This is a genomic window from Koromonas soli (genome assembly GCF_059726265.1).
Genome location: NZ_AP040872.1, coordinates 4,096,461 through 4,123,458, shown reverse-complemented (window position 1 = coordinate 4,123,458; position 26,998 = coordinate 4,096,461). Strand labels below are relative to the sequence as shown.

The 26,998-nt window shown below is 58.4% G+C and carries 19 protein-coding genes; 12 read left to right on the top strand and 7 right to left on the bottom strand.

What is annotated here, in order from left to right; all coding sequences use genetic code 11:
- Positions 1-39 precede the first annotated feature (39 nt).
- The 4 genes from AC6IY8_RS17965 to AC6IY8_RS17950 form a co-directional block, all read right to left on the bottom strand.
- Entirely contained in the window at positions 40-2,223 is a 2,184-nt protein-coding gene (locus AC6IY8_RS17965) for a prolyl oligopeptidase family serine peptidase (protein WP_497776113.1), read from the bottom strand.
- Positions 2,224-2,368: 145 nt separating this feature from the next.
- On the bottom strand, positions 2,369-4,537 hold the full coding sequence (locus AC6IY8_RS17960) for a VWA domain-containing protein (protein ID WP_497776112.1): 2,169 nt from the start codon (positions 4,535-4,537) through the stop codon (positions 2,369-2,371).
- 4 nt (positions 4,538-4,541) lie between these two features.
- A complete protein-coding gene (locus AC6IY8_RS17955; RefSeq protein WP_497776111.1) occupies positions 4,542-8,048 on the bottom strand; it encodes a TonB-dependent receptor in 3,507 nt (1,168 codons plus the stop codon).
- 12 nt (positions 8,049-8,060) lie between these two features.
- Entirely contained in the window at positions 8,061-8,783 is a 723-nt protein-coding gene (locus AC6IY8_RS17950) for a DUF5666 domain-containing protein (protein ID WP_497776110.1), read from the bottom strand.
- Positions 8,784-9,166: 383 nt separating this feature from the next.
- On the opposite strand from AC6IY8_RS17950, the gene AC6IY8_RS17945 reads away from it, so the two are divergent.
- The 5 genes from AC6IY8_RS17945 to AC6IY8_RS17925 all read left to right on the top strand — a co-directional run bounded on the left by AC6IY8_RS17945 (position 9,167) and on the right by AC6IY8_RS17925 (position 13,777).
- Positions 9,167-10,069 carry an acyl-CoA desaturase gene (locus tag AC6IY8_RS17945; RefSeq protein WP_497776108.1) on the top strand — a complete coding sequence of 301 codons (903 nt, stop codon included), beginning with the start codon at positions 9,167-9,169 and terminating at the stop codon, positions 10,067-10,069.
- 131 nt (positions 10,070-10,200) lie between these two features.
- Positions 10,201-11,094, top strand: coding sequence for a sensor histidine kinase (locus AC6IY8_RS17940; RefSeq protein WP_497776106.1), 894 nt, complete (start codon positions 10,201-10,203; stop codon positions 11,092-11,094).
- Positions 11,095-11,188: 94 nt separating this feature from the next.
- On the top strand, positions 11,189-12,208 hold the full coding sequence (locus AC6IY8_RS17935; RefSeq protein WP_497776105.1) for a 3'-5' exoribonuclease YhaM family protein: 1,020 nt from the start codon (positions 11,189-11,191) through the stop codon (positions 12,206-12,208).
- Between the two features lie 412 nt (positions 12,209-12,620).
- On the top strand, positions 12,621-13,205 hold the full coding sequence (locus tag AC6IY8_RS17930; protein WP_497776104.1) for a hypothetical protein: 585 nt from the start codon (positions 12,621-12,623) through the stop codon (positions 13,203-13,205).
- 74 nt (positions 13,206-13,279) lie between these two features.
- The gene (locus tag AC6IY8_RS17925) at positions 13,280-13,777 is read left to right on the top strand and encodes an OsmC family protein (protein ID WP_497776102.1); all 498 of its coding nucleotides are present in this window, start codon (positions 13,280-13,282) and stop codon (positions 13,775-13,777) included.
- On the opposite strand, the gene AC6IY8_RS17920 is transcribed toward AC6IY8_RS17925, so the two are convergent.
- Together AC6IY8_RS17920 and AC6IY8_RS17915 are read right to left on the bottom strand one after the other, a co-directional pair.
- Complete coding sequence (locus tag AC6IY8_RS17920) at positions 13,755-14,420, bottom strand: response regulator (RefSeq protein ID WP_497776101.1); 666 nt, start codon at positions 14,418-14,420, stop codon at positions 13,755-13,757. The two genes, AC6IY8_RS17925 and AC6IY8_RS17920, sit on opposite strands and share 23 nt — an antisense overlap.
- Positions 14,421-14,481: 61 nt before the next feature.
- On the bottom strand, positions 14,482-16,116 hold the full coding sequence (locus AC6IY8_RS17915) for a GAF domain-containing sensor histidine kinase (RefSeq protein ID WP_497776100.1): 1,635 nt from the start codon (positions 16,114-16,116) through the stop codon (positions 14,482-14,484).
- Positions 16,117-16,398: 282 nt separating this feature from the next.
- On the opposite strand from AC6IY8_RS17915, the gene aroC reads away from it, so the two are divergent.
- The 4 genes from aroC to rsmB all read left to right on the top strand — a co-directional run bounded on the left by aroC (position 16,399) and on the right by rsmB (position 20,572).
- Positions 16,399-17,598: a chorismate synthase gene (aroC, locus tag AC6IY8_RS17910; protein ID WP_497776099.1), complete on the top strand. Its 1,200-nt coding sequence runs from the start codon at positions 16,399-16,401 to the stop codon at positions 17,596-17,598.
- A 52-nt stretch (positions 17,599-17,650) separates the two neighbouring features.
- Entirely contained in the window at positions 17,651-18,160 is a 510-nt protein-coding gene (gene def, locus AC6IY8_RS17905) for a peptide deformylase (RefSeq protein WP_497776098.1), read from the top strand.
- 104 nt (positions 18,161-18,264) lie between these two features.
- Positions 18,265-19,200, top strand: a complete 936-nt coding sequence (fmt, locus tag AC6IY8_RS17900; RefSeq protein WP_497776097.1) for a methionyl-tRNA formyltransferase — start codon at positions 18,265-18,267, stop codon at positions 19,198-19,200.
- Positions 19,201-19,246: 46 nt separating this feature from the next.
- Positions 19,247-20,572 (top strand): 16S rRNA (cytosine(967)-C(5))-methyltransferase RsmB, encoded by a 1,326-nt coding sequence (rsmB, locus tag AC6IY8_RS17895; RefSeq protein WP_497776096.1) that lies wholly within the window; start codon positions 19,247-19,249, stop codon positions 20,570-20,572.
- A gap of 23 nt (positions 20,573-20,595) precedes the next feature.
- On the opposite strand, the gene AC6IY8_RS17890 is transcribed toward rsmB, so the two are convergent.
- A complete protein-coding gene (locus AC6IY8_RS17890; RefSeq protein WP_497776094.1) occupies positions 20,596-21,318 on the bottom strand; it encodes a PASTA domain-containing protein in 723 nt (240 codons plus the stop codon).
- A gap of 179 nt (positions 21,319-21,497) precedes the next feature.
- Here AC6IY8_RS17890 and AC6IY8_RS17885 point away from each other — a divergent pair, with 179 nt between their 5' ends.
- The 3 genes from AC6IY8_RS17885 (at position 21,498) to AC6IY8_RS17875 (ending at position 26,985) form a co-directional block, all read left to right on the top strand.
- Positions 21,498-21,995: a Crp/Fnr family transcriptional regulator gene (locus AC6IY8_RS17885; RefSeq protein WP_497776092.1), complete on the top strand. Its 498-nt coding sequence runs from the start codon at positions 21,498-21,500 to the stop codon at positions 21,993-21,995.
- A gap of 259 nt (positions 21,996-22,254) precedes the next feature.
- Positions 22,255-25,122 carry a protease pro-enzyme activation domain-containing protein gene (locus AC6IY8_RS17880; RefSeq protein ID WP_497776091.1) on the top strand — a complete coding sequence of 956 codons (2,868 nt, stop codon included), beginning with the start codon at positions 22,255-22,257 and terminating at the stop codon, positions 25,120-25,122.
- Positions 25,123-25,473: 351 nt separating this feature from the next.
- On the top strand, positions 25,474-26,985 hold the full coding sequence (locus tag AC6IY8_RS17875; RefSeq protein WP_497776089.1) for a methylmalonyl-CoA carboxytransferase subunit 5S: 1,512 nt from the start codon (positions 25,474-25,476) through the stop codon (positions 26,983-26,985).
- Positions 26,986-26,998 lie beyond the last annotated feature (13 nt).

Below are 26,998 nucleotides of genomic sequence, written 5' to 3'. Positions count from 1 at the left end.
ACAGATCCACGGGGCACAGATCTAAGTGTCGCAATTCGTTTACTTCTGCGTTCCGCTTGCCGTTTCTGCGTTCTCGGCCGGAGCCCATGGGTTTTCGCCCATCCCAAGGCTCTTCACAAGGAACGCCCATTCATCCATGACTTCGTCGATGGCCTTCGAAATGGGCTTGCCCGCTCCATGCCCTGCCTTGGTCTCAATTCGGATGAGCACAGGTGCATCGCCAGCCTGATCGGCCTGCAGCGTCGCCGCAAATTTGAAGCTGTGTGCGGGAACAACGCGATCATCGTGGTCCGCCGTGACGATGAACGTTGGCGGATACTTCGTGCCGGGTTTCAGATTATGCAGAGGCGAATATTTGTAGATTGCCTTGAACTCCTCGGCATTGTCGGATGAGCCGTAGTCAGACGTCCACGCCCACCCGATGGTGAACTTGTGGAAGCGCAACATATCCATCACGCCAACTCCGGGAAGCGTTGCGCCGAATAGATCGGGACGTTGCGCGAGGCACGCACCGACGAGCAGACCGCCATTGCTGCGTCCGCTGATGGCAAGCTTCTTCGGCTGCGTATATTTGTTCGCGACCAGCCACTCGGCAGCCGCGATGAAATCGTCAAACACGTTCTGCTTTTGCAGCTTGGTGCCAGCCAGATGCCATGGTTCGCCGTACTCGCCGCCTCCGCGCAAGTTGGCTTGCGCATAGACACCGCCCATCTCCATCCACACCAGATTTGAAACGCTGAAGGCCGGCGTCAGCGATATGTCGAATCCGCCATACCCATAGAGCAGAGTGGGATTGTTGCCATCGAGTTTCACGCCTTTTTTCGCCGTGATGAACATGGGAACGCGCGTGCCATCTTTGCTGTTGTAGAACACCTGGCGCGTTTCGTATTCGTCGGGATTGAACTTGACCACCGGGCGGCGAAAGACAGTGCTGGTGCCGGTTTCCATGTCGTAGCGATACACCGTACTCGGGTTCGAGAAGCTGGTGTATGCGTAGAAGGTCTCCTTATCCGTGCGCTTGCCGTTGAATCCTCCAACGGTGCCGAGACCGGGCGTTTTCACCGTGCGCAGGAGTTTGCCATCGAGATTGAAAACGCGAACTTCACTGTGCGCGTCCTTTAGATAGCTTGCGACGAATTTGTTATCCAGCGTCGCCGCGCCCTGAAGCTTTTCCTTGGCCTCAGGAATGATCGTCTTCCAATGTTCGGGCGCGGGTTCGCGCGTGTCGATGGCAATCGCCTTGCCCAGCGGTGAGTTGAGATTGGTGACGAACCAGAACACCGGCCCATCGTTGTCGATGAAGTCGTAAACAGCATCTTTCTTGTCGAGCAGTGCGACAACCGGACTGTCGGCAGCGGTGAGATCCTTGTAGTAAATGCGATTGCGTGGATCGGTGCCTTCGCTGATGTGGATGATCAGATAGCGTCCGTCATCTGTTACTGCGCCACTGAAGCCCCACTCCTTCTGGTCGTCTCGCTTATAGATGAGCGTATCGGCCGACTGCGGAGTCCCAAGCTTGTGATAGTAGAGCTTCTGGTAGTAGTTGGTGTCGCGCAGCATCGACTGCGATTTTGGTTCGTCGTAACGGCTATAGAAAAAGCCCTTACCATCCTTCGTGAACGAAGCTGCCGAGAACTTCGACCACTTGATCACGTCGGGAAGATCCTTACCACTCGCCACATCGCGCACATGCCACTCCATCCAGTCCGAGCCGGAACTGGAGAGACTGTAGGCAAGCAGCGACCCATCGTCGCTCACCGCAGTGCCGCTCACCGCGACTGTGCCATCCGAAGAGAGAGTGTTGGGATCGAGCAGCAGACGTGGCTGCCCATCGAGCGAAGGCAGCCAGTAGAGCACACTCTGATTCTGCAATCCCGTGTTGTGCGAATAGAAGTAGCGCGAGCCTTTCTTTTCCGGCACGGAATAGCGCTCGTAATTCATCAGCTCTTTCATCCGCGCACGAATCTTCTCGCGTGCGGGGATCTGCTCGAGATAGCCGAACGTAAGCTTGTTTTCAGCCTCAACCCACGCACGCGTCGGCGCCGAATCCGGGTCTTCGAGCGGGCGATAGGGATCGGCGACCTTGGTGCCGTGATAATCATCAACCTGGTCGCTGGTGGGAGCCTTGGGATAGTTGAACTTCTTCACTCCATCATTTTGTTGCGCAAATAAAAGCGGCGCGCAGAGCAGCAAAGCTGCAACGATGATCGAATTGTGTGTCATCGAGACCTCGAGTTCAGCAGTGGATTGAAAGGGTAAATGCGAGGAGGATACAGAGGCAAATAGAGCGATTGATGCACGGCTCAAACAAAAAACCCACATCTGCTATCGAGCACAGATGTGGGATTCATGGAGGATACAGTCGTTGTTATTGCCGCACCAGAACCTGCGTCCGCGGGAATGCAAATGACGCACCAGCATCGTCGATGACATTGACCTGGCAGGTGTACCACCCCGGGTTGAGCGCCTTCATCGGAACTTCGAATTGGAACGACGCCGCCTTCCGATCGGCGGCATTCAAGTGCTCGGCTTCCACCAGCGGAGTCTCATAGACCTTCACCTTGCCGCGGAAGAATTGAATGTTCGTCAGCAGGTGAATGGAATCTTTCTTCCCAGGCGATTTCGCCGGGTCGTAGACCTCGTAGTAAAGCGTCATCGACTGATCGGGCGTAAAGACGTGAGCGATATTCGGCACAATCTCCTGCCCGTCGCTGACCAGCGGATTGTCGTTCGACTTCTTCGCAGCGGGAATCTTCTGGCTCGAAAGCATAACGGAGCTGACCTTGATTTTCTCCTTGCGCAGGTCGGGAATCACCAGATCGCTTTCGAAGGTTCCAACACGCCCATTCTGATTCTCACGCACCACAAACTTGAGATGGTACTTGCCCGGGGGAAGCAGGAAACGTGTCGTGTACTGAACGTTTTTGCGCTTCGCTGGTGCGGTGGCTTGGGCCGTAGGCTGCACGACGGCATTGTCGGATTGAGCGTTTCCGGCTGTGACGCTTTGGGTTTGCTCGACCGAGAGTTTGATCGTGTCGCGGATGTTGCCGATGGGGAATTTTGTTTCCTTGTCGCGCACGACGCCGAGTACATCGAGCGATGCCTTGCCTTTGTCGCGCTGCATCGCAATGGCCGATCCAGGCACGATGATCGAGACCGGCACATAGAACTTGCCGTCGTTGTTGCGAAAGTATCCGGTAGCGAGATAGACCGGCAGGTCGGTGTTCGGCAGGTCGGACATCATTTCTTCCTGCAATTGCTCTTCGCGATCTTCTTTCGTGAAGTGCTGGAAGTCGCGCGGGCCGTAGTAGCCAAGGCGATATTCGAGTTTCACATCCTTGCGATTGAGCTTGACCTGAATGCGGCGGAAGCGGCCGTCCTTGTTGTTGTTGGAACTGCGATAGCCCAGAACGTAATACGTTTCGCTATCGGCCTGCACCTTCGCATAAGCCTTGCTGAAATCATTGGAGTCGAGGAACGCTTTACCGCCTGTGTCATTGGCCATGGTGACAAGCGTCTCCTGACTGGCGAAGTTTGAGTCGAGATCGTTCTGCACCGCCGCTCCGCTATAGGCGGAAACTCCGCGCAAACTCGCCGAACCTGCTCCTCCGCCCGGAGGCATGGCTTCGAGTCCGCGCGAATCGACAGCATAGATCGAAACATTGGAACGCACCGCTGCGTTCACTGCCGCGCGAAGCTGAGCCTGGTTCTCGATGCCCGTCTTTGTCATGCCGCTGCTGAAATATAGAATCGACTTTTTCTGATCGATGCCAGCGAGATTCTTGGCGATGGTCGAGAGCGCCTGAAGACGCAGGTCGGTGTTGAAGATGTTGTAGTCGGTGTCATCTGCAACGAACGAACCCGCGTCGAACGATGTGCCTTCACTGCTGCCTGTGGTTCCGGCCTCCTGCCCTGTTCCTTCGTTTCCCGCAATGCGGTCGAGAGCAGAGGCGAGAAGCTTCTTGTCAGTCGTGAAATCCTGCGCCACTTTGAGCGATGTATCGAAGGTGACAATCGATACGAGATCCGCAGGCGTCATCTGCTTGTTCAGAAAGTTGCGTGCGCTGTCGATGGCACGATCGCTATCGTCGCTCTGCAAAGAACTGAGATCGAGGAATAGCACGATGAGGCGCCGATCTTTGAGCGCCTCGTGCGCGGGTGCCTTCTTGCTGGTGAGCAGGTCGGTAGGAGTCGCGGCGGCTTCGGCCTGCGCTGGACCGCTCTGGGGCGCCGAGGGAGCGAAATTGCCCACGTCCTCAATGTCAAAGCTCTGAATGCGCTGCGCCTTACCATCTTCGAGCACCGTGAAGTCGCTCTGCTGCAAACCGCGGACTAGATCGCCTTTCCTATCACGCACCGTAACGGAAACGAGCACTAGATCGCTGCTGACGCGGAACGTGAAGCCGCTCTCACCCGAGCGAGCGTCCTGCGCGAACATGCCCTGCGGTACGAACATGGAACTGCAGATGACCAGAGCCAAGGCCCGGCGAACGATTTCGTATCTGCGCTCATTCATCGACATAAGCAAATCTTTCATGAACCTAGAACCTGTAACGCAACGAGAGTGTCATCTTGCGCATGGATGCCACGGAAATCACTTGCCCGAACGTTGGCGAATTCACCGCAGTATCGATGCTCGAGTAGTTGGGATGGTTCAGCACGTTCGCTGCTTCGGCGCGCGCCTCCAGTCCAGTCGATTCGTGGATCGGGAAGTTCTTCGACAGCGCGAGATTCATGATGAAGCTTCCTGGGCCGATAATCGTGTTGCGTCCAGCGTTGCCGTAGGTTCCAGTAGCTGGCACGGTGAACGCGGCAGTGTTGAACCAATGTCCAAGGCTGCGATTGCCAATCTGTAGTGACTGTCCGTTGTAGTCGGCGCGAAGAGTACCATTCGTGCCGCGAGCGACGTCCGCTACATCACCCACAACGCGCGCCGTGAAAGGCGTGCCGGAAGCCAGTGTGAAACTGCTCTGCAGCATCCAGTCGCCGAAGGCTTTCTGCGCAAAGCCAGGCTTGGTCAGCCAGTGGCGGCCCTCGCCAAAAGGCAGCTCGTACATCCAATCTCCCGTCAGCTTGTGCCGCTGATCGAAGCTGGAGAGACCGCGCTCGGCGCGAAGGTCGAGATCGTTTTGCGCCACCACCTGCGCGCCTCCGCCAATCGACGACGCGTTGTCGATCGACTTCGAATACGTGTACGTGCCGCCAACCGAAACACCGTGGCTCATGCGCTTGCGCAGCCTCACCGAACCTGCATGCAGGATGGAGGAGCCCTGCGACGTCTCCCAGTTGAACGGATCAACATCGGCAATCTTGAGCCCGACCGCGGAACGATTAGGAGCGCGCAGCATGTCGAGCGCCGTGCCTTTGCTGCCGGTATAGCCCACATTCAGCAGCAGCGTGGGCGTCAGTTCGTGTTGGATATTAAGGTTCCACATCTGCACGTAGGCGATGCGGTAGTTGGGATCGATGCCGTAGTTGTTGGTGATCACCGCTGTATTCGGAGCGGTGAATCCATTTGCCAGCGTCAGATCCGTGTTGGGCGCTGTTGCGGGAGCAGTGTTGGTTTGGGTGATGACCGCCGGAGTGTCGCCGCAGCACGGTTGCGAGGCCAGACTCTGCGCGATGGATGCGTATTGCCCCAGGTTGTAGTTCACGCTGTATCCGGCGCGGACAACTGTCTTGTTACCGAAAGGCTTCCATGCAATTCCGAGACGCGGCGCAAAATTGTTGCGGTCGGGACGCACGAGCGAACGTCCAAAGCTGCTGCCCGGCGATACAAGCGTGACACCCTGAAAGACGCCATTCGTATCGTAGTTGGCGATCAGATTTGAGAGCCTGTTGTGCGCCTCGTCAAAGGGCGTGATGAACTCATAGCGCAGTCCGTAGTTGATGGTCAGATTGCTGCGCACGCGCCAGTCATCCTGCACAAAGAAGTCGTAGCTGTGCGCAAGGAATTCGTCTCGTACCGTCGAGTAGGCGAGCGACGTCTGTTGCGCGTAGCCAAGCAGGAAGTCGGCAAAATCGTAGCCTGTTCCGGAGACGGCGGCTCCGTTGACGTAGTTCGCCGTGGACGAGCCCGTAAACGTAAACGTGCCGCGCGGGTTGGAACTGGCGTAGGCAAGGTTGTCGATCCAGCGGTAGTCGGCGCCGAAGTGGAAGTGATGCTTGCCTCGCACCCAGCCCAGGTTCTCACTCAGGCTGAAGGTCTGCGAATCGCGCAGCGATGGCGTGACGTCGGTAAGTCCGGTGAAGTCGGCAATCGACAGATTGGGCAGGCCGCAGTCCAGCGGATTGCTCGACACCCCACCTATCCCCTCTAGCGGCGCGCACGTAGTTCCGCCTGCATAAAGATTACCCACGTGGGCGCGACTGCGGTTCCACGTGAAGCGAAGCTGATTGCTGATTTTGCCTTTGCTGAAGGCCCATCCAACATTCGCATTGAAGCCATTCGTATGAGTGCTGCCAGCCGTCGTCGGGAACGGTTCGAGCGTTTGCGACTCGTTGCGCTGGTAGTTGAGTCCGAAGCTGATGTTGTTGCGTGGGCGGCGGGTGCGACCACCACCTCCGAGATCAGGCGCTCCGGGAGGCGGCATGGGGCCTCGCTGAGCGTTGGCTCCGAAATTGTGGGTCAAGCGGATGCCGAGCATGTCGGAGTTGGAATCGGCAGCCGAAGAGTAGCGGAAGTTCTGCAGCGATCCATTCGTCACATTGGGCAAAGGAATGTAGTTGAGCAGAGACTTTGCCTGCGCGCTGATCTGGTTGGTGGGCACCGTGTGTCCGTTGCCGAGCAACTGCCCCGGATGCAGCGGATCGTAGAGCGTAACGCTGTCGGCGAAGATGCCGTTACGCTCGTCAGCCGTCGGCACATGTGAAAACACATCGTAAGGCGTGTTGCTGCGTGTGCCGGAATAGTTGAGGAACATGAACGTCTTTCCGCCATCGTCATACACATGCGGAATTTTCAGCGGCCCACCAAGCATTCCACCAAAGCGGTTCGCGCCATAGCCCGGCTTGGCCGAGGGTTCTCCACTCAACGAGTAGGGAGAGGCATCGAGCGCGCCGTTGCTGGCCTGATAATAGATCTGTCCATGCGGACGAGTGAGTGAGCCCATGCGCATGCGGCCGCCTCCGCCGGGCCCGCCGGGACCACCCGGCCCTCCGGGTCCGCCACCCATAATGAAGACGCCATCGCCTCCGCCCGGTCCACCCTGGCCGAAGCCGCCCCCGCCGAGTTGGCCGCGCGCGCGCATTTCCTCGATGCGGTCGCGCAGGTCATCCATATTTTGCAATCCAAAGTCTTGCGCGTTCCCGCCACGTCCTGTAACGGAAACCGATTGGTTCGTCGCATCGGAGCTAGCAGCAAATCCACCGGCGTTGGCGCTGCTCGTGTCGCTGTCTCCAGAGGACTGAGCCAGTGCCGCATCGTCCGCGCTAAGCGTGAGCCTTTGAGAACTCCGCGTTCCGTTGGTCATGGAACCCGCCACACGCTGCCGCTGCTGTCCTGCCTCGCTGCCCGACGCAGATTCGGTGTCGGTGGTCTTGGGAGCGCGCGATTGAAGGATGAGATCGAAATCATGCATCGCCTCTGGCTGCGCGGGGGTAAGCATCACCTCCGCCGACTGCGCCGCGAAGGCCGGAAACTCTGCACGCAACACCCAGCGTCCACGCGAAGGCAGATCGAGCCGAAACGATCCATCGACATTTGTCGATGTAATCACCTTGCGCCCCGTGAGCGAGTGAGCAGCTGTCACCGTAACACCTGGGAGTTTCGCCGCTCCGGAGTGAATCACGCCATGGATCCAGAACGATTGCGGCATCGCCGCATCCGAGGCAGTAGCGGGAGCAGAAGGCGATATTTGAGGTGCAACTTGCGGTGCGGCTGATTGCGATGGCGTCGGTTGCGAGTCCGATGCTTGCGACGCCGCAGGCGAAGGTGCTGGCGTTGGAGACTCCTGTGCACATGCGGGCACGATGCCAACGAAGATTGCAATGGTCAAGCCAAGGTTCAGTACTGCGCGCCTACCCGCTCCAGTGGTCGAAAGCATCATCGATTCCCTGCCCTATTTCTGTTCGGAGTTGGAGTCGGGTGCGACCGGAGGTGCCACCCTGTCGGCGGGAGGAGGAGCGTCAGGACGCTGGAAACGTGGACGTCCCGCATTCAATTCCTTGGGCACAAACACTCCATTTTTCACCGCACCCATTCCATGCACGACATCTCCCACCTTGACGTCGGCCAGCGTGATGCTCTCGTGTCGCTGATTGCGGAACGAGGTGTCATCATCCACTTCGATCACCTGTTCAGTGTTGTCGGGTTTGCGAATCGTCAGACGCGTGCCGTCAACGTTGACGAGTTCTCCGGCAATATAGGTCTTGCCGTTATCAGCCGGATTCATCTGCATGCCGCCCATTGGGCCGCCACCGAATCCGCCTGTGCGCTGGCTCATTCTCTCAGCGACCCACACGCCATCCTTGTCTTGCTGACCTGCGACGAAAACTCGAGCCCCTACCTTGAAATCCGCAAGCTTGGCTTCGGCACGATCTTTGCTGAAACGCGTAGAGGAAGTGACCTTGACCTTGGCAGTCTCGCCACGAAATGTCTTCAGCGTGAAGATCGATCCATCAATCGCCGTAATCTCGCCGCCTACGCCATTGAAGGCGCGAGCCCCACGCGCAAAGCCGCCGCCCGGAGGTGGAGCCTGAGACTCATCCTGCGCCATCGCCATGCCTGAAAGAGCCGATGCCAATGCCACTGTCGTCACAAAGCCGAGAATCGTGCGTCGCATTCTACATTCCCTCGTTGCTGAACTTGGCTGTTCAAAGACTTACACCAAGATAGACGCATCCTCGGCGGGAGAGTTCACACCCGGGCTATCCCGAGAGCGAAACGTAACATTTCTTTGCAAATGCCCTGCCTGTGGCTTGATCCCTCACTCCGAATTGAAAATCGTTTCTTCGCAAAATTCGATTTGCACTTGAATTGCTGCTGGCGCTCGCGTTTCGCCCTGAGTTTCCCGTCTCGTGAGCGAGCGCCTGTTTGCTCAAGCGCGACTTACAAAACTCTTACAATGCCTGAGCCGCCCGATTGCTATCTTACGAAGTAATGTGGCGTGGCCTTCTGCTGCTCCAGTCTGCCGCTTCTGCGGCGCGCAGGGAAGCCACGAAAAGGATGGTTCGGGTGAGATCAGAAGAAAGCAACAAGATTAATTGGCTTACAGCAATCGTAATGTTCATCTACCACGCGCTCGCCGTATTGGCGCTGTTCCACTTCACGTGGAAGGGCGTGGCTGTGGCGGCCGTGCTGTGGTGGATTTCAGGATCCCTAGGCATTGGAGTCGGATACCACCGGTTGCTCACGCATCGCGGCTTCCGCTGTCCGAAGTGGCTGGAATATTTCTTTGCCGTCTGCGGAACGCTGGCGCTCGAAGGCGGTCCCATCTTCTGGGTTGGTATCCACCGCATTCACCATCAACTGACCGATAAGGAAGGCGATCCGCACTCACCGCGCGACGGCAAGTGGTGGTCGCACATGGGCTGGATCCTGATGGGCAAGGCGCTGCACCAGGAAACTGAGCAGCTTGCGCCCTATGTACCCGATCTGCGGCGGGATAAGTTCTACCTCTGGCTCAGCAAGTATCACTGGATGACGCAGGTGGTCGTGGGCGTGGCTGTGCTCTACTTCTTCGGCTGGAACGTGGCGCTGTGGGGCGTGTTCCTGCGCACCGTGGTAGGTCTGCACGCAACGTGGCTGGTGAATTCCGCTACGCACCTGTGGGGTACGCGCCGCTGGGCGACGGGCGACGACTCTACCAACAACTTCTGGATCGCGCTGCTGACCTTCGGTGAAGGCTGGCACAACAATCACCACGCACATCCGAGCTCGGCTCGCCATGGACTGCGCTGGTGGGAAATCGACACGAACTGGTACGTTATCTCGACCCTCAAGGCTCTCGGTCTGGCGCACGATATCAAGCTGCCTCGCTCTGATGGCAGGGTCAAAGAGGTTCAGCGCGGCCCGGTGCTGGTAAACTCCGGGCAGACGAATGCCAATCAGGCGGTCGCGGGCAATTAGGCGCGATTCGTTATGAGCTTGCGAAGCCCTGACCACGCGGTCGGGGCTTTTCGTTTTTGCAGCTTCAGCCCGGGGCTTCGACCACCCCCCTCTTTACTCGAATTGCCGACCTCCCCTACTATCTAGCTGAAATGCCGATCTCTTCGCGCAATAAGGCCATCGCGTTTTTCATTGTGCTGGGCGCCTGCTCGGTCGCGTTTGCGTTGGCTTTGAATATCACCTGGCTCATACGCTGGCGCGAGATTGGCATGATCGTCCTCGGCGTCCTGTTCTTCGGTTTCATCATCACGGGCGTCACTCTGAACACCATCTTCCTTGTGCGCGAGATGCGCCGCAGCGAGCAGCACGACAGCTTCATCAATGCCGTGACCCACGAACTGAAGACGCCCATCGCTTCCATCCGGCTCTACCTTGAGACACTTCAATCGCGCGAACTCAGTGAAGAACAGCGAAAGCGCTTCTACGGCGTAATGCTCGAAGACAGCGACCGTCTTATCAACACCGTCGATCAGGTGTTGCGAGCCGGGCACCTAGGGCAGAAGAACACCAAGAACTTCCAGCGCGTGGACCTTTCCGACATCGTGCGCGAATGCGAAGCGCTGGCCAAGGTGCGTCATCACCTCAACGACGCCAATATTCGTTTTGTGAACTACACCATGGCAGCGCCGGTCGTGCAGGGAGATCCCGATGAGCTGCGCTCTGCCGTCAGCAATCTGCTCGAGAACGCCGTGAAATACTCGCCCGGCAAGATTGCCATTACCGTCGAAATTCTCGACGAAGGTACCGACCTGCTCGTGCGCGTCACCGACAAGGGCCAGGGCATTCCGCAAGGCGAATTGAAACGTATTTTCCGCCGCTTCTACCGCGTAAACGGACGTCTGCGCCAGCGCGTGAAAGGCACAGGCCTCGGGCTCTTCATCGTCAACGGAATCGCGCGCCGCCACGGTGGACGCGCCTATGCCTACAGTGAAGGTGAAGGTCGCGGTGCCACGATCACGGTGCGGCTTCCAAGGGATAACTCTTAAGGTTTCCGTACAGGTGTTTCCTGCTATTCCGTGCGAGCTTTCCGCGATACCATAGCCTATCGCCCTGCTCCCGCCGGGCGCAGGATGCGCATCCATGAAAGAGTTTTACATTCGCGACGCGGCTCAGCAGGAAAACAAGGTGGTCGTCACCAGCTTCGTCGTCAGCAATAAGCAAATTAAAGCGAAGAAAAGCGGCGAGCCATATCTCGACCTCACTCTCACCGACCGCACCGGCTCTATCCAGGCCAAGATGTGGGACAACGTCGAAGAGTGCGCCTATGCCTTCGAGCAGGACGACGTCGTCAAAATCAAGGGCCTGATCAATAAGTACAATCAGCGCTGGCAGCTCACAATTCACAAGATCCGCAAGATGAGCGAAGAGGAGATCGAGTTCTCCGACTACCTGCCGAAAACATCGAAGGATGTCGATGAATTGTGGCGGGAGCTGGGCGAATTCGTTGCCAGCCTCCAGGAACCCTGCCTGCGCCGGCTGCTCGAGCTCTTCATGGAAGACCCGACCATCGCTCGCGCCTACCGCAACGCTCCTGCGGCCAAAACCATGCACCACGCCTTCATCGGAGGCTTGCTGGAGCACGTCATCTCCCTGATGCGGAGCTGCGACCTCATCTCGCGCAATTATGCGTTCATCAACCGCGACCTGCTGATATCCGGCGCGTTCCTGCACGACATCGGAAAAACGCACGAGCTGAGCTATGCACGCTCCTTCGGCTACACCAACGAAGGCCAGTTGCTCGGCCACATGGTGATCGAACTGGAAATGCTGCACGCCAAGCTGGCGCAGATTCCGAACTTTCCTCCGCAACTGAAGATCCTGATCGAGCACCTGATCATCAGCCATCACGGACAGTACGAGTTCGGTTCGCCCAAGCTGCCGATGTTCCCCGAAGCCCTGATGCTGCACTACATGGACGACCTCGACTCGAAGATGGAGGCCATGCGCGCACAGTTCGAACGCGACGCCGACCTCGAATCCCCGTGGACGGCATACAATTCCTCGCTGGCCCGTCCGCTGCTGAACACGCAGAAGTTTTTGAAATCGCTGGAGAAGGAAGAACAGGAAGAGATAGCAGCCAAAGCCGCTCCCGCGGAATAGACCTACGCTGGGTCCCAGGTTCGCGTCGGCTCCTGGCGCGAACCTCGGAACAAACCCCGCACCGCATCTGCTTCCACATACAGCCTCTACCGATTCACACCCAGTATCCTGCCGCGTTTCGCCTGAGGAAAACTTACCCTCTCCTTGGTGGAATAACACCCACTGCTGCCACTCGAGCCACGGCACATCCGCGTTGAGGCCTCCTAGTAAGCCAGTTCTGAATCAACACGTTACAGGTTGCCGAACGCAGATTCAGAAAATGGCCGCCTACATGCTGATTTGTGTACAGCCAGACCAAAACTTAACAAAGAGATTCGTGCTCTGCTCGGGCGCGGTGTGCGTCGGATAGCAACGCAAACGCGCACAGATGCTCAAGTCCGCTCAGCGCCGTATCTCGTCGGAGAGGAAGCTGTTGAATTCTCGAGTTTGGCCATTCATAAAGACTGCCCTCGTATTGACCTTGATCGTTCTCAGCGTGGTGTTGACGAACACCATTCGATTCAGAAAAGACAAGAAACGCTTTTTACGCGTTCTGGCCGAAGAGCGCGTCGAAATGCAACAGACCCAGCACAAACTGCAACAGACGGTGCATCTTCTCGCGAGCGCCGAAAAGAAGCTTGGCTTCGTAAATCATCACAACACGGCCGTGCAGGTGACGGCGTTCGCCGGGCGCGGCAACTTCGCCAACGGTTCGAAGACCGAGCATGCCTACGCCGTTCCCTCACACGTTCTTCCCGACGACAAGATGCTGAGCATCGCTCTTTCCCCCATTGCCCAACAAAGACTGCATGCCCGCCTGAACGACTACATCCTTCTGCTCGATCGGGAGACCGAAAAGGCAATGCTGGCGCGCTTTGTGGACACGACCTCTCGCGACGAACTGCGTCCGGTTGTGGACGTGTTCTTCGAGAAAACAGAAGAGGCCCTCACCTTCGGACGGCGGCAATTCATCGCCATCAACATCTCAGAGGACGACTCTCCATTCCGCATCGAATGACGTGAGAGCAGCAACTTACAATCTCTCCACGTCATCGAAGCCACTTAATCTGCGGTGCTCCGGAGGGAAGCCCCTTGAAGATTGAGGCTCACTTATCCAGTTCTCGCTCGGGTCATAGCGTCGAGGTCGCAACGAATGGTCATCGTCAGAGCATCGAGATAGAGCTCAGAACGACAGGCCAGGGCTCCAGCATCAACGGCGGAGAACTGCTATTCGCCGCCCTCGCCACCTGCTTCTGCAATGACCTGTACCGCGAGGCAGCAAAGCGCAACATCGAGATCGATGGGGTGGCTGTTCATGTGACAGGCACGCTCGAGAACCCCGGAGAGGCCGCGCAAGGCATCACTTACCGGGTCAAAGTTCACGCGGACGCACCCGAGTCAGTGATCAACGACTTGATACGCCTCACCGACAACACAGCGGAGATTCAGAAGACCGTGCGACAAGGCTGCCCGATTCGGCTGGTGGATACCGAGGATAGCAGCAGAGATAATCGCACAGCAGAAAGCCCGGATCGCTCCGGGCTTTCGTTTTTTAATCTAACGTCCACTACTGGTTTACGGGGATCTTGATGATCTTTTTCTGGATCGCGTAGGTGACGAGTTGCGCCTTGTTGTGGATGTCGAGTTTGCGCATGAGATTAAACTTGTGCGCTTCGACGGTCTTCACGCTGAGGCCGAGCAGGACGGCGATTTCCTTGACCGAATTGCCTTCCGCGAGCAGCTTCAGGATTTCGCGCTCACGCGGCGTGAGGGTCGAAATGCGAGGCCGCATCTTGGTGTCGCGCACGCGGGCGCGGAAATCTTCCACCAGCTTGCCAAGCACCTGCGAGCTCAGATACTTGCCGCCCTTATAGACATCGCGCACGGCGGTCACAAGCTGCTGTGCGGGGGTGTCCTTCAGAACGTAGCCTGAGGCGCCAACTTCGAGGCACTGCACAAGGTAGTCTTCGTCCTCATACATCGTCAGGAAAAGCACCTTGGTCTCGGGGCGATTCTTGCGAATGTGCCGCGCAGCTTCAAAAGAAGACAGGCCGGGCATTCCGATATCCATGAGAACGATATCGGGGCGCAGCTCGCGCGCTTTTTCGACGGCGTCACCGGCATCTGGGCTTTCGCCCACTACTTCGCAATCGCTTTCGCTCTCAAGCAGGCGGCGAACGCCTTGCCGGAACAATGTATGGTCGTCCACCAGCAGACACTTAATTTTCGGCATTGCCCTCACCCCTCGACACTTCTACATTTGTTTTGATGTTCATTCTTCTTTTGTTACCTAATTAATTTCGCGTGCCCGTCAGCGCGCGCCCTTCGTTGGCATTGCTTTCCATGGATTCCTGTATATGCGACCCCACCGGCACGGTGACGGAGATCTTAGTGCCCTCACCTTTGCGGGATGTCACTTTCATCTGACCGCCGAGCGTGCTGACGCGCTCCTGCATTCCGGCCATTCCAAAGGAAGGCCGTAGAGGATTGGAAACGGCACGAATCCCGACGCCGTCATCCTCGATTACAAGCTTGATGCTCCCGCCACTGCGCTCCATCTGGATGTTCACGTTCTGCGCCTGTGCGTGCTTTGCCACATTGTGCAGGCACTCCTGCACCACGCGGTAGATTGCGGTTTCGATCACGGGATCGAGGCGGCCCACATCGTCGCCAATGGCAACGCGCGACTTCACGCCCGCGGTCTTTGCCAGATCCTTGGCCTCTTTGCGTATCGCCGAGATCAGCCCGAGTTCCTGAAGCACCAGCGGCGACAGGCGGCCAATAATACGGCGAATGCCCTCAATCGTGCGATCGACCACGCCAAGCAGCTCGCCGATTTTGGCTTTACCCTCGCGAGTCTTCACGCTGCCGTCGAGCATTCCCAGGTACAGGCGAATCACCATGAGTGCCTGTCCGGTTTCGTCATGCAGCTCGCGGCTGATGCGCTTCCGCTCCTCTTCCTGAGCCTTCAGCAAATGCCCACTCAGCTCCACGATGCGCATCTCGCGCTCTCGCAAAGCGTCCGTCATGCGCGCGCGATCAATGGCCAGTGCCGAGCGGTCTGCCACAGCGCGGAACAATTCCAGTTCGGTCGGAAGCCACTGGTAAGACTTTTCGAAGCCGATGATGATGACGCCGATCACGCGATCACTGATCTTCAGCGGCGTTCCCCACAGCGACTCCGCCTTGCCGCGCAACTCCGGATTCAGCACACCCGATGAGCGCGCAAGGTCGGGAAGAATGTCCGGCTCACCGGTTTCGAAGATGTGTCCTGTAAAACCCTGCCCTGCGTCGATCGAAACGTCCTCGCCAAAATTAGCCGGCAACCCCGTTGCACTACACACGCGCAACTTGTTCGTTTCCGAGTCGGCGAGCAGAACAACCCCGACGTTGGCTCCAAAGATTCCCGTCGTGACGACCAGAACTCGTTCGAGCAGTGTGCTCAGATCCTTCGCCGAGAGTTCAGCGTCCAGAACCTTCAGCAGCGCGTCGCTGGCGCTCTGCTGCACATCAAAATACGCGCCCGATACGGCAACAAAGCTTGCGGATACTAGCGTTTCCAGAGCGGCCGTCACTTGGAATTGGCGCTCGCCAAATGCCTGGGCAATGAACGGCGCGGAGACCTGTAGATAGATTTCCAATGCGCGGGCCACAGCGCGGGTATCGACCCTTAGTTTCGCCAGGCGCTGCCCGTAGTGATACAGGTTGTCGGTGAACTGATTGAAGTCCGAGTGGCTGAACAGCATAAAGCCCACACCTAGATTCAATCGTTCGAGGGCGACCATGGCGCGACCCTCAAACTGAAACTCCTCGAACATGCGCTGCCGCCAGTTGGCGGTCATTTCGGCAAAGTGGGGCTGCAGGGCGTTCGTAGCCTCAAGGATCAACTCTCGGACCGACTCCTGGATGGGTAATACGGTCGACACCATGACTCCTTTTAGATGCAGAACGGAACAGCAGCTTTGTATGTAGAAACAAGTAACTAAACACCCTACGATGAAGCGCTTACAGCGGGTAAGTTGAAGAGGTTACAAGCATAAACATTAGATATTTGGCTGATTCCACCGCGTGATTGACTCAATAATCACTAACTTAGGTGAAACTGTCTATAAAGTCGTTACCTTAACACCTTAGACGTGTACCATGCCGAGCTGCTCCTCGCCCTCAATCCCTTCAGCGGCAAAAGCCTAAGCTTCCGTTACAATCCTGTAATGCTGCGATTTTCTACGGCTGGCGAGTCGCATGGCGAAGCGCTGGTAGCCAACATCTCAGGATTGCCTGCAGGCATCTCTGTCACCGAGGCATACATTGACCGCGAGCTCTGGCGTCGCCAGCAGGGCTTTGGACGCGGAGGCCGCATGAAGATCGAGCGCGACCACGCCCGAATCCTGAGTGGCGTCCGTCATGGACACACCATCGGCTCCCCAATTGCCATGCTTATCGAAAATCGCGACTGGCAAAACTGGACGGAATCGCTGCCCGTTGGCGAGGGCGATCCGGCGAAGCATAAGGCCGTGAAATCTCCCCGGCCCGGCCATGCCGATCTCGCCGGAGCCCTGAAGTACAACCTCTCCGATGCGCGCTACATTCTGGAGCGTGCCAGCGCTCGCGAGACAACAGCCCGCGTAGCCGCCGGAGCGGTGGCAAAACAGATTTTGGCAGCCCTCGATATCGAAGTTCTGAGCCACGTCATTCAGGTCGGCTCCGCACGACTGGGACGCACCGTAACGTGGGCCGAAATCGAGGCTCTGGCGAAAAAAGACGAGGTCCTCCTCAACTGCGCCGATCAGGATTCCGAGCAGCGCATGAAAGCCGAAGTGGATGCCGTGCTGCGCACAGGCGACACCGTCGGTGGAGTTTTCGAGGTCGTGGCGCGCAATGTTCCACCCGGCCTTGGAACGTATGCCAACTGGGATGAGCGTCTGGATGCGAAGTTGTCCGCAGCCGTCATGTCCATTCAGGCCGTAAAGGCCGTTGAGATCGGAGACGGCGTGCTCGCTGCCGCCTCATACGGTTCGGCAGCACAAGATGAGATCGGCTACAGCGCGGAACAGAGTAGCAGCACCGGAGTCTTACGCTCGAAGTTCACGAACTTCACCCGGGCAGGCAATCACGCGGGCGGCATCGAAGGTGGTATCTCCAACGGCTGCGATATCGTAGTACGTGGACATTTGAAGCCGATTTCGACGTTGCGGCGTCCCTTGGGCTCGGTGGATTTTGCCACCCGCGAACTGGTCAAGGCCGCCTATGAGCGTTCGGATGTCTGTGCGGTGCCCGCGGCAGGCGTCGTGGGCGAGGCCATGGTGGCGTTGACGCTGGCCGCGTCGGCCCTGGAAAAATTTGGTGGCGATTCACTCGTAGAGCTTCGCCGCAACTATGACGGATACTGCGAGCAGCTTCGAAACTACTGAGCTGCGACATTTCTTAGAGAAGCGTAATTCATATTTTTGACCGGAATCATCGATGATCTATCCAATTGTGAAATACGGCGACCCTGTGCTGGAAACGCCTGCGGCACCCGTAAAAGAGTTCGGCGACAATCTGAAGAAGCTTGTCGATGACATGTTTGAGTCCATGTACGAAGCGCAGGGCGTCGGCTTGGCTGCGCCCCAGATCGGCATCTCGCTGCACCTCGCAGTAATCGATACTTCGTTCAAAGAAGATCCGGAAGCGAAGCTGGTGTTGGCAAATCCGCAGGTCATCAACGTCGAAGGAAAACAGAATGGTGGCGAGGGCTGCCTGTCGATTCCGGATTTCCGCGAGAACCTCACTCGCGGCAAACGCGTGACCATCAAAGCTCAGGACGTGAACGGCGAATGGTACGAGAAGACCGGCGAAGACCTTCTCGCCCGCGCCTTCCAGCACGAGATCGATCACCTGAACGGAACGCTCTACATTCACCATCTCTCGGCGCTCAAGCGCGACATCATCCGCCGAAAAATTCGCCGCCTAAAGCGTCAAGGCGAGTGGTAGAGCAACTATAACGATCCCACCCTGAACTCAAACCGAGTCGCAGGGTGGGCTTCAGCTCTCCCCTTCCCTTACCTCCAGATTTCTCAGCGGCTACAATCAAAATTGTGAAGATCGTTTATTGCGGTACTCCTATGTTTGCCGTGCCACCGCTTGATGCATTGGTACGTGCCGGCCACGATGTGCGTCTTGTTGTGACGCAGCCAGACCGCCCCAAAGGGCGCGGCATGGAACTCGCTCTGTCGCCTGTGAAGCAGAAGGCGCTTGAGCTGTCGCTCAACATCGCACAGCCGGAAAAGATCAAGAACAACGCCGAGTTTCGCGCACAGCTCGATGCGCTCGCGCCCGAGTGCATCGTGGTCGTAGGCTACGGACGCATCATTCCACGCTGGATGCTCGATCTTCCCCGCCACGGCAACATCAATCTGCACGCATCCTTGCTGCCGAAGTATCGCGGAGCGGCTCCCATCCAGTGGGCGATTGCCATGGGCGAGACCGTAACCGGCAATACCACAATGCGCATCGACGAAGGACTCGACACCGGAGACATTCTGCTGCAACGCGAGATGGCTATCGGCCCCGACGACACCAGCCTTACGCTCGCGCCAGGACTGGCGCAGATGGGTGCCGAACTCCTCGTCGAAACCCTCGACGCTCTGGCCAACGGAAGCGTCCAGCCGAAGCCGCAGGACAACTCGCAGGCAACGCTCGCCCCCATCCTGAAGCGTGAAGACGGACGCGTGGATTTCTCGCTCGAGGCAGCCACCATACGCAATCGCCATCGCGGATTCCAGCCGTGGCCAGGTGCGTTCACCACCTTTCGCGGAAAGCAGATCACGCTGCACGCGCTGAGGGCGGTCGAGGCAGCGAAAAAACTCAGCCCAGGCGAGATTGCGATTGTCGAAGGGCAACTGATTGCCGGATGCGGCGCGGGAACGGCCATTGTGATCGACGAACTACAGATGGAAGGCAAGCGCCGCATGAGCGCCAAAGAGTTCATCAACGGCTATCAGCCCAAAGCAGGAGAGACGTTCGGCGCATAGCATGCGACTCCTCTCACTCGTCGTGACAAATAATTAAGGAGTAGAAATGGCGATATCGCCTGCGCGCACGGTTGCTTTTGACATTTTGCTTCGAGTAGAGCGCGATAAAGCCTACGCCTCCGAGCTGCTGAACTCCTCGCGCATGGACCGCCTCTCGCGCGAGGACCGCGCACTTGCCTACGAGCTTGTGATGAGCACCCTCCGGTGGCAATCCGAACTCGACACCCGTATCGCCAAGTTCTCGTCGCAGAAGCTCGCCCGGCTCGACGCCGAGGTGCGGATCGCGCTGCGCATGGGCGCCTGCCAACTCAACCATCTTGAGCGCATCCCGGCACACGCCGCCGTACACGAGAGCGTGGAGTTGGTGAAGAAATCAGGCAAGCGCTCCGCTGCGCCTTTCGCCAATGCGGTGCTGCGAAAGCTGGTGACCACCGCGAGGACTCCGCTCACGGAAGGCAGCGCACAGGGCACATCGGCGCTCGCCATCGAATTCGCACATCCCGAGTGGATGCTCGCGCGATGGATCGACACATATGGATATGACGTCGCACAGGCGATCTGTGCCGCCGATCAACACGCTCCAGTTCCCGCGCTCCGCCTCCTATCGCCCGAGGTCGAACAGGAACTGACCGAAGCCGGAGTGCAACTCGGGCCGGGAGCACTGCTCCGTTCCGCACGTCGCCTGATTGCCGGAGACCTGGCGCATAGTAAGGCGTTTCGCGAGCATCGCGCAGCCGTGCAGGACGAGGCTTCGCAGCTTGTCGCCGCACTGGTCGGAACGGGAACGCGCATCCTCGATTGCTGTGCCGCTCCGGGCGGCAAGACCGGCGCCATCGCCGCGCGAAATCCTGAGGCACAGATCACAGCCGTCGAGTTTTATGAGCATCGCGCTCGCCTGCTGAAGGATCGCGTCGCTGGGCTAAACGTCGAGGTCTTGCAAGGCGACGTGCGCCAGATGCAATTCAGCCAGAAATTCGATTCCGTTCTGGCCGACGTGCCTTGCAGCGGCACCGGGACTCTCGCTGCTAATCCCGAAATCAAGTGGCGCTTGCAACCAGACGACCTCCCCAAGCTGCAAGATTTACAAGTATCAATCTTGCGCTCCGCACTCGCCGCCCTCGCACCCGGAGGACGCCTCGTTTATTCAACCTGCTCGCTCGAGACCGAAGAAGGCGAGAGCGTCGTGGAGAGTGTTCTGCGATCCGACAACTCTGTCGAACTCATCGATTGCGCGAGCATCCTCGAAGAGTTGAGCCATCGCGGAGAACTGCTCGCCGACCCTACGCATCTGCTACGCGGAAGATTCCTGCGCACCCTACCAGGAAAGCTGCCTTGCGATGGATTCTTCGCAGCCATACTGCAGAGGAGATAGATAGCTCCGAAGCCATCACTGACTCAGGAGCGCGTGACCTGGAGTGCGACGCTTGCACCCTTGGTGACGCGAGTGCCAGCGGCGGGCGATTGCCCAACCACAGCCGGGGTGCCCGAAGCATTCATATTGGAATCGGTGGTCGTGGTAACGGAACTGGTTTTCAGCCCGGATTGCGTGATCAGTCCGGTAGCCTCCGCGAGACTCATCCCCGTCAGGTCGGGCATCGCATAGGCGGCCTCCTCCGGCGCGCCGGCAAATAGCAAACTCACGCGTGGCGCGGCTACTCCCTGCGCTCCCGGAGCCGGTGTCTGAGCGATGATCGACTGCGGTGCGGCAGTCTCGGTCGGCAACTCGGCTGCGGCTCCCACCTCTAAACCACGGCGTCGAATATTGATCTCTGCCGCGCGCGGACTGAGTCCCACGACTGCTGGAATGTCGATCATCTGGGGGCCGAGGCTTTCGGCGGCCTGCACGCGCCATCCGCGACGAACGCGGGTTCCGGGCTCCGGCTGCTGGGAAACGATGCGTCCTGCGGGAACCGTCGCCGAGTAAAAGTGATCGCTGCGCGAGAGTTCCAGGCCGCGTTCAAAGGCCACGCGTTCGGCTTCCGATGGCGCCATGCCTCGAAAGTCCGGAACGGCAACTTCGCGTCCATGGATGGCAAAGCGCATACTGATCAGCGTTGACGCCAGCGCCACGATGATCAGCACCAGCATCTTTGCCAGTACTCGCAAAAATCGGATCATGCTGGTTCAGAGTAGCCGGGTACGGCAGCCGAGACAAGTTACCGCTGGGGGAACCACCCGCAGCCGGACTACGAAAAAATCCGCTTCTCAGCCCTTTAGAATGAATCACAAGAGCTGGTGATACACATCACACCATCATGTTTGTGCAGCTGGTAGGAATGATGGAGGGGTGAGGCGTTTTGAATCCATTAGAAACCATTGCAAAAGGCGGCCCGAGCTCTCCATTTGAGGCGGCAGAGGAGTTGATGCGCGCCCTTGAACCTTTCGGGCAAAAACAAACGCGGCAGCGCGGCGACCGTCTGTTCTCGGTCGGCGATACTGCTCTTGGCGTGTATCTCATCGTGAATGGCTCGGCGCGCGTTTCGCTCGAAAGCGATAATGGCCGCGAATTGGCCTGTTACGTCGCGGGACCGCGATCCGTACTGGGACTCCCGGCGGCGCTCTGTTCCGCCAAATATTCCTTCAACGTCGAACTTCTCGACAGCGCCGAGATCATCTTTCTGGATACCGCTGCGGTCAATGACATCCTGCGCGAGCGGCCAACGCTCTGCATGCAGGTAATGACGATGATGTGCGACGAGTTGAGCGCCCTGCGGCAGAAGCACGATCACATGCGGCATTGCACCAAGGACGCCTGCGCTCTCCACACGCAATGCAGCCAGTCTTGCGACTGCTGAGCCTGGCTTCACAGAACACAGGGGGCACGGCCGCGGGCCTGCCCCTTTCTTCATCGAGCGTGACTGCTTCAAAATCCCTCTTTAGTGCCATAAGTGCAGCTTCCGGCAGAAGCGGCTACTTTCATCTTGCGTTTTGGCCGTAAAAGGTGTTTGCGTTTTGCCTTTCATCCAAAACCCCTGTAGTGTTCTAGCCATGCAGCTCTCGCCTGTGCGGCTGCCGAAGTGCTCTATTCCCCAAAAATTAAGAGGCCGATTGTTAATGACTGACAAAGTTTTCTCGCGAGGGATGACGTTTCTCAATGTCACGCTCCGCAAGGTGACAAGCATCTGCGCTTTGGCTGCCCTCATGGCCGCCTGCTCGACGACACTCGTTTCGCAGACGACACCGCGCGCGAACCGCATTCGCGAAGAACTCAACGCGAATACGGTCTCCACCGTAAAGGTCGTTGGCAGCGTGCATCCGTGGACGCGCCGTGCAGCAGACCTGGGCATGGTAAGCGGCGAGAGAAATCTCGAAGCGCTGTCACTCAATGTCGGCCTTTCCGACGCACAAAAGGCAGAGCTGGAAACCTTGCTCGCCGCACAGCAGAACCCCAAGTCGGCGCAATACCATAAGTGGCTCACGCAGGAGGAGTTCGGCACGCGCTTCGGCCTGACGGATGCCGACCTCGCTAAGGTCACAGCATGGCTGACAGGGCAGGGCTTCACCGTCAAGAGTGTGTCGCCCTCGCGCAACCTGGTGACCTTCTCGGGGACCGTGGCGCAGGTCGAGTCGGCATTCCGGACGCAGATTCATCAGTACCAGCTCAATGGCGAGATGCACATCGCCAACTCCACCGAGGTCATGCTGCCGAAGAGCCTTTCCGGCGCCGTGAACAATGTCGGCGGACTGAGCAGTTTCCGGCCCAAGCCTCACGGCGTCATCAAGAGGCCGAGCGCGGAGTTTACATCCGGCACCTCGGGCAGCCATTTCCTAACCCCGGCCGACTGGGCGACGATCTACAACGTCAAGTCGGTGTACGGCACCGCGACAGGCACGGGCATGCACGTCGGCATAGTGGGACAGACTTATTTCCCGAAGACCGACATTGATAAGTTCCGTGCCGCCGCCGGGCTGCCCGCCACTAAGCTCACCTTCGTCTGCATCAGCAGCGCCAACTGCTCCAATACTACGGGCGAGAGCGTGAGCGACATGGGAGAGGCCGACCTCGACGTGGAATGGGCGGGAGGCATCGCCAAGGATGCCACCGTGGACTACATCTACGCCAGCGCGGCCGATGCCAACCAGGGCGTATATGAAGCGCTTATCTACGGCATCACCACCTACAAGGTGAGCGGAGCCGTGTTGCCCGTCATCAGCATGAGCTATGGCAACTGCGAAACCGATCTGATCGGAACCACCAACGGAGCCACAGCATTCCGGCAGCAGATGGACACTTACCTGGCGCAGGCGGCTTCGCAGGGACAGACAATCCTGAACTCCTCCGGAGACGCGGGTGCGGCAGGATGCGATCAGAACAGTACGCTCGGCAATAAAGGCGCAATCGCCGATTGGCCGGCCTCCAGCCCCAACGTGACCGGTGTAGGTGGAACGACCTTCAGCGCCGATGGAACAGCGGCCAGTCCCCAGACGGGAGCCAATCAATACTGGAGTTACACCTCAGGCTCAGACATCATCAGTTCCGCACAGCAGTACATCCCGGAAACGAGTTGGAACGACACCGCCTTCGAACAGGGCAAAGATTCAACCGCTACACTGGCTTCTGGCGGAGGCGGCGTTAGCCAGATCTACAGTCTCCCAAGCTGGCAGAGCGACTACACCGGAGCGGGTAAGCGTTACATCCCTGACATTTCCTTCGCAGCCTCGGCTGATCACGACGGATACCTCGTCTGCACGCAGGTGTTCCCTACCGGAGCCACCAGCGCGTCGCAGTCCACGGGCTCTTCCTGCGTCAACGGCTTCCGTTATGTCTCGACCGATCCCAACACCAACAATGGCCTGACGGTTTTTGGCGGAACCTCCGCTGGCTCGCCGTCCTTCGCAGGGTTGGTCACCCTCCTGGTTCAGAAGTATGGCAAGCTCGGCAACTTAAACCCGACGTTCTATTCACTCGCCAAGAATGCGACTACGTATGCCACGGTCTTCCACGACGTAACAGCAGGCGATAACAAGCAGCCTTGCAACTCCGGAACCGGTTGCGTAGGCGGAATGGTCGGGTATTCATCGGGATCCGGCTATGACTTGGCCACCGGACTTGGCTCGCTGGATGCGGGAGCATTTGATACAGCGCTTGGCTCGTCAAACACTCTGGCTGCCACCACCACGACTCTTGCGCTTTCTGCCGGTTCGGTCACCATTGGAGACTCGATCAACCTCACTGCCACTGTCTCATCCGCCACTCCTGGCACGCTCAGCGGGACCGTTGCATTCACCATCGGCACCACCACGCTGGGAACCGCTACCCTCTCCAGCGGAACAGCCACTTTGAGCGGCGTGGCAGTCACAGCCGTAAAAGGCTTCTCCGCGGGCACCGACACCATCAAGGCCACCTACAGCGGCGATAGCGCGTACGCCGCCTCCAGTGGCACCGCGAGTCTGACGGTTGCCACGGGGCCGACCTATACCGCAACTGCGGCCTCGACCACTACTACCATCAGTGCCTCCAGCAGCGGGACCATTCCGCTGACCATCACCTCGGTAAACGGCTACGCCGGAACCGTTTCATTCACCGCATCGGTGAGCCCGGCGGGTAACGTGACGGCCACAGTGCCTTCCGTCACGCTGGCCAGCGGTGGCACGGCAACGGCCAACTTGACCATCACGACCACAGCCAGCGCTGCGACCCATCCTCCGGCCACGCCGTGGAAGAGCGGCGGCGCGATCCTGTTCTGCACCGTACTGCTCGGCGCGCCTTTCACACTGCGCCGCAAGCGTGCGCTCGCGGTACTGCTGACCGCAGCCGCCATCAGTCTCGCTGGATTTGCCATGGCCTGCGGTGGAGGAGGCGGCTCGTCCTCCACTTCAACGCAGAAGACGCCTCGCATCTACACCGTCACCGTGACGCCGACCGGAACCGGAAGCGTGACCGATCCCGCGCCGATGACCATCACCGTGACTGTGCCGTAGCCCGGCTGACGTAAACGACCGCGTCCCTTCGGGGGCGCGGTTTTTGTTTGTTGGGTGGGGCTAGACAACGAGGTGTTCGAAGTTCGTCGGAGGCGGAGGGGAAAGTAGCTGCTTTTTGGAACGGGGAGCTGCGAAAAGTGCTCGATTTTTGTACAAATCCAGCCCTGAATCACCCATCCAGTGGTAGAGTCTCAAGCAAGAAACATCGCCAATTAAACGTTCCTTTGTGATGGCTCCAAAGGACTAAGGCACGAATGTCGCCCATTTTTGTGACCCTTATCACAGCCGGGATCACTACCACAGGCGTTACCTGTAATCAGGGATGTATCTAATAAGGAAAACGACGCAATTATGACACGAATACTAGAAGTCACTGACTTGATCCTCCGCGATGCGCACCAGTCGCTGCTCGCAACTCGCATGGCCATGGAAGACATGATCCCTGCCTGCGAAGATCTCGACAACGCCGGTTACTGGTCGCTCGAGTGCTGGGGTGGAGCTACCTTCGACTCCTGCATCCGTTTCCTCAACGAGGATCCGTGGGAGCGGCTGAAGATGTTCCGCAAGCTGCTGCCGAAGACCAAGCTGCAGATGCTGCTGCGCGGTCAAAACCTGCTTGGATATCGGCACTACGAGGACTCGGTCGTCGAGCGCTTTGTGGCCAAGGCAGCTGAACACGGCATGGATGTGTTCCGCGTATTTGACGCGCTGAACGATATCCGCAACCTGAAGACCTCGATTGCCGCCGTCAAAAAGGCCGGCAAGCACGCACAGGGCACCATCTGCTATACGGTCAGCCCGCTGCACACGGTCGAAGCCTTTGTGGACATGGCACAGCACCTGAAGGAGATGGGCTGTGACTCGATCTGCATCAAGGACATGGCCGCCCTCCTGAAGCCGCAACCGGCCTATGACATCGTCAAGGGCATCAAGGAAAAGTGCGGCAAGGACACGCTGGTCCACCTGCACTGCCACTCGACCACCGGCGTCACGCTGGTCAGCTACATGAAGGCCATCGAGGCCGGAGTGGACATCGTCGATACCTCGATCAGCTCGCTCTCCCTCGGACCGGGACACAATCCCACCGAGAGCCTGGTGGAAATGCTGGAAGGAACCGGCGTCGAAACACGGCTCGACATGGATCGGCTTCTGAAGGTTCGCAACTACTTCAAGACCATTCGCCCTCGTTACAAGGAATTCCTCAGCGACATCACGGGCGTCGAAACGGAAATCTTCCAGAGCCAGATCCCTGGCGGCATGATCAGCAACATGGAGAGCCAGTTGAAGCAGCAGGGCGCGGGCGACAAGCTCGACGAAGTGCTGCGCGAGGTTCCGCGCGTGCGCGAAGCTTCGGGCTATCCGCCGCTGGTGACGCCGAGTTCACAGATTGTGGGCACGCAGGCGGTGTTCAACGTGCTGATGGGCAATTACAAGGTGCTGACCGGCGAGTTTGCCGACCTCATGCTTGGCTACTACGGCGAAACGATCGGACCGAAGAATCCCGACGTTCTCGAAAAGGCCAAGGCGCACGCGAAGAAGGACGCAATTACCAACCGTCCGGCGGACTTGCTCAAGCCGGAGTGGGAGGCGCTGCGTTCCGATGCTCTTGCGCTCAAAGGCTGCAACGGCACCGACGAAGACGTACTGACCTACGCGATGTTCCCGCAGGTCGCGCCGAAATTCTTCGGCACGCGCGAGCAGGGACCGAAGAACCTGGGCAAGGATCCGGCAGCACAAGCAGCGGCAGCCACGGCGGGAGCGCCGAAGCCTGCAGCAGCAGCGGCGAAGCCAACCGACCCGGTCAAGTACGCGGTCACCATCAATGGACAGACGCACAACGTCACCGTCGCCGCGGGGCGATAAAGGAAAGGGATCA

What these genes read in the sequence shown, in the direction of transcription:
- AC6IY8_RS17965 (WP_497776113.1), bottom strand. Translation starts at nt 2,223, where the DNA reads ATGACACACAATTCGATCATCGTTGCAGCTTTGCTGCTCTGCGCGCCG.
- AC6IY8_RS17960 (WP_497776112.1), bottom strand. Translation starts at nt 4,537, where the DNA reads ATGAAAGATTTGCTTATGTCGATGAATGAGCGCAGATACGAAATCGTT.
- AC6IY8_RS17955 (WP_497776111.1), bottom strand. Translation starts at nt 8,048, where the DNA reads ATGATGCTTTCGACCACTGGAGCGGGTAGGCGCGCAGTACTGAACCTT.
- AC6IY8_RS17950 (WP_497776110.1), bottom strand. Translation starts at nt 8,783, where the DNA reads ATGCGACGCACGATTCTCGGCTTTGTGACGACAGTGGCATTGGCATCG.
- AC6IY8_RS17945 (WP_497776108.1), top strand. Translation starts at nt 9,167, where the DNA reads ATGGTTCGGGTGAGATCAGAAGAAAGCAACAAGATTAATTGGCTTACA.
- AC6IY8_RS17940 (WP_497776106.1), top strand. Translation starts at nt 10,201, where the DNA reads ATGCCGATCTCTTCGCGCAATAAGGCCATCGCGTTTTTCATTGTGCTG.
- AC6IY8_RS17935 (WP_497776105.1), top strand. Translation starts at nt 11,189, where the DNA reads ATGAAAGAGTTTTACATTCGCGACGCGGCTCAGCAGGAAAACAAGGTG.
- AC6IY8_RS17920 (WP_497776101.1), bottom strand. Translation starts at nt 14,420, where the DNA reads ATGCCGAAAATTAAGTGTCTGCTGGTGGACGACCATACATTGTTCCGG.
- AC6IY8_RS17915 (WP_497776100.1), bottom strand. Translation starts at nt 16,116, where the DNA reads ATGGTGTCGACCGTATTACCCATCCAGGAGTCGGTCCGAGAGTTGATC.
- aroC (WP_497776099.1), top strand. Translation starts at nt 16,399, where the DNA reads ATGCTGCGATTTTCTACGGCTGGCGAGTCGCATGGCGAAGCGCTGGTA.
- def (WP_497776098.1), top strand. Translation starts at nt 17,651, where the DNA reads ATGATCTATCCAATTGTGAAATACGGCGACCCTGTGCTGGAAACGCCT.
- rsmB (WP_497776096.1), top strand. Translation starts at nt 19,247, where the DNA reads ATGGCGATATCGCCTGCGCGCACGGTTGCTTTTGACATTTTGCTTCGA.
- AC6IY8_RS17890 (WP_497776094.1), bottom strand. Translation starts at nt 21,318, where the DNA reads ATGATCCGATTTTTGCGAGTACTGGCAAAGATGCTGGTGCTGATCATC.
- AC6IY8_RS17880 (WP_497776091.1), top strand. Translation starts at nt 22,255, where the DNA reads ATGACTGACAAAGTTTTCTCGCGAGGGATGACGTTTCTCAATGTCACG.
- AC6IY8_RS17875 (WP_497776089.1), top strand. Translation starts at nt 25,474, where the DNA reads ATGACACGAATACTAGAAGTCACTGACTTGATCCTCCGCGATGCGCAC.